The sequence below is a fragment of the Elusimicrobiaceae bacterium genome, from assembly GCA_028700325.1.
In the GTDB taxonomy this organism is placed as follows: Bacteria; Elusimicrobiota; Elusimicrobia; order Elusimicrobiales; family Elusimicrobiaceae; genus JAQVSV01.
This window is the reverse complement of the sequence record JAQVSV010000128.1, coordinates 1-2,507: the sequence shown is the minus strand read 5'-3', so window position 1 is coordinate 2,507 and position 2,507 is coordinate 1. Positions and strand designations below refer to the sequence as shown.

Annotated in this window: 2 protein-coding genes; both read right to left on the bottom strand. The window is 57.0% G+C overall.

The window, feature by feature from the left end; genetic code table 11:
• Positions 1 to 1,120, bottom strand: a 1,120-nt coding sequence (locus PHW69_10110; GenBank protein ID MDD4005537.1) for a class I tRNA ligase family protein, incomplete at its 3' end; no start/stop codon positions are given.
• Between the two features lie 107 nt (positions 1,121 to 1,227).
• Positions 1,228 to 2,292, bottom strand: coding sequence for a hypothetical protein (locus PHW69_10105; protein MDD4005536.1), 1,065 nt, complete (start codon positions 2,290 to 2,292; stop codon positions 1,228 to 1,230).
• Between the last annotated feature and the right edge of the window lie 215 nt (positions 2,293 to 2,507).

The window sequence follows — 2,507 nt, the reverse complement described above, 5'->3', positions numbered from 1 at the left end:
GGGCGTCTTTGGTGAATTTGCCCTGCCCGTCCACCGGACAGAAAATTTCAAGGTTCAGCCTGAGCCCGGCGCGGAAATCATCCTCGCCGTGACCCGGCGCGACATGCACCACGCCCACGCCGGTATCCATGACGACGAAATCCGTTTCTATTATCGGGTTAAGCAGGTCCGAAAACAGCGGATGGCGGTATTTCTGCCCCACCAGCCTGTGTCCCGGTATTTTCACTCCGCGCTCGCAGGTCAGATCGCAGTCGAAAATGAAGGAGTCGGCAAGTTTGTCAGCGACTATGTAATACTCGTCGCGGTTCTTCTCATGCAAAACAACGTAGTCCTCCGCTGCGGCTACGGCGGCGGCGCGGTTGGCGGGCAGGGTCCAGGGAGTGGTGGTCCAGATGACTATGGACAGCGGCCGGCCCGACTCCGCCGCCGGACCGAACACCCCGGCCTGCGGATTTTCCAGCGCCAGCTTGACGAACACCGACGGCGACGTTTTATCCGCGTATTCAACCTCTGCGTCGGCCAGCGCGGTTTCGCAGTTCACGCACCAGTAAATTGTTTTCTTGCCCTTGAAGATATAGTCCTTGCGCACCAGGTCAAGAAACGCCTTGATGACCGTGCCTTCATACTCCGGCGCCATTGTGACATAGGGATTATCCCATTCCGCCTGTATGCCGTGCCGTATAAACCCTTCCCGCTGGAGATCAATGTATTTCCGCGCGAATTCGCGCGCTTTCCTGCGGAACGCCGGGATATCCGAAATATGGCGTTTATCCAGCTTTAGCTGTTTGAGCAGAGCCTGCTCGATAGGCAGGCCGTGGCAATCCCAGCCCGGCACGAAAGGAACATAAAAACCCATCATGGAGCGCGATTTCACCGCGATATCCTTGAGCGTTTTATTGAGGGTATGGCCCATGTGCAGTTCGCCGTTGGCGTAAGGGGGACCGTCATGAAAAACATAGGCTTTACGGCCCTCCCGGCCCGCCAGCATTTTTTTGTACAGGCCGATCTCCTGCCAGAATTTCAATATTTCGGGTTCACGCTGCGGCAGGTTGGCCCGCATGGAAAAATCGGTTTTGGGCAGCAGCACGGTGTCAGAGTACTTGGAAACTTCGTTAGACATGATGGATCCTCTATAAGCGAATTAACGATATATGTTCACATTATACGAAATTAGCCGCGGAAACAAACGGGGAAATCGCCGTAAAACCGGCCCTGTTGCGGGCAAATTCACCTGCGGGCAAAAAACGTGATTGCAAGCGGGGTTGCCGGGCTGGAAGAAAACAGTTTCAATACCGCGCCGTCTTCGGCCCGGAAAGCGCAGTAAATCCGGTCGGGCGAAAGCGGGCGGCGGCCCAGCCGCACGCTGTTGCGGCCGCTGGAAAGCGAAGCGGAACGCACTCCGCCGGCAGGGAACCGGACTTCCGCGATCAAAAAGCCCGAATTTTCCGGCAATAGCGGCGCAAGATCCAGCCGATACTCCCGGGCGCCGCAAGCGGTCAGGGTCGCCATGCCGGGATTTATCGCCTTGACCGGCGTAAAATTCCGCGCGAAAGCTGCGGAGCTGTAATACAAATCGTCAAATTCGCGGTTTTTCACGCCGTCAGCGCCGGCGAACCGCCAGCGCAGGGGCACATAATTTGAATCCGCGCCCGTAAAATCCGCCAGCTGGATGTAACGGCCGCGCAGGAACCGCCCCAGAAAACCCAATTCATAACTCGCGCCGTCTGAGAAGCGTTTGCCGATGTATATGTCGGGCGGCGAAGCCAGAAGCGACGCGGTAAGCAGATGCATGCCCGCATAGCCGCCGGAATTTCCGCTTATGCTCAAATCCTCAACCAGCGGGTTCGAAACGCTTAGCACCGGATCCAGAAACAGGGCCTGATACTGCGCCATTGTGGAAAGTTTTTTATGGGGCAGTTCCGCAAGCAGATCAACGAGCCGGGCGGCACGTTCGTCTATCCGCGCGGACCGGCCGAACAGGTACCGCGGCGCATACCCAAGCGACACGCGCAGGGCGCAGCCGTAGTCATAAACCAGCGCCGCCGCGTTGATCGCCGCGCAAAAGGCGCAAAGCGCGAGCGCGCGGGTGTATTTGTTTACAGCCGGATCGGAGGATTTCAGGCCCTCCTCAAAACGGCTTCGCCACGTTAATTCGGGGAACCGGGCTTTCAGCTTTTCAAAATATATCCGGCCGGTCACAACCGCGGTCAGCGCAAGAAACGGAACCAGTGTCTGCAGGTGGTATTCCCGCGCCGTGTTGACAAACAGAACCGTCAGCGCAAGCGGCGGCATGAAAACCGCCGAGAACCGTTTTTCCGGCTCGGGACGCAGGGCTCGGCAGTCCCAGGGGCGGTATAAGACAAGCGCGGCGGAATAAATGACCAGCGCGTCTATGCATTATCTGGTAATTTGAGAATCGGAAATAGGGTGGGGCGCGATGCTATTTGTATAGGGAAAATGCCCTATTTGGCAGGCCAAAAACCAAATTGAGAAAAATTACCGGCATT

Bases quoted from the DNA above. Each gene is read 5' to 3' on its own strand.
- PHW69_10105 (MDD4005536.1), bottom strand. From the start codon at position 2,292: ATGCCGCCGCTTGCGCTGACGGTTCTGTTTGTCAACACGGCGCGGGAA.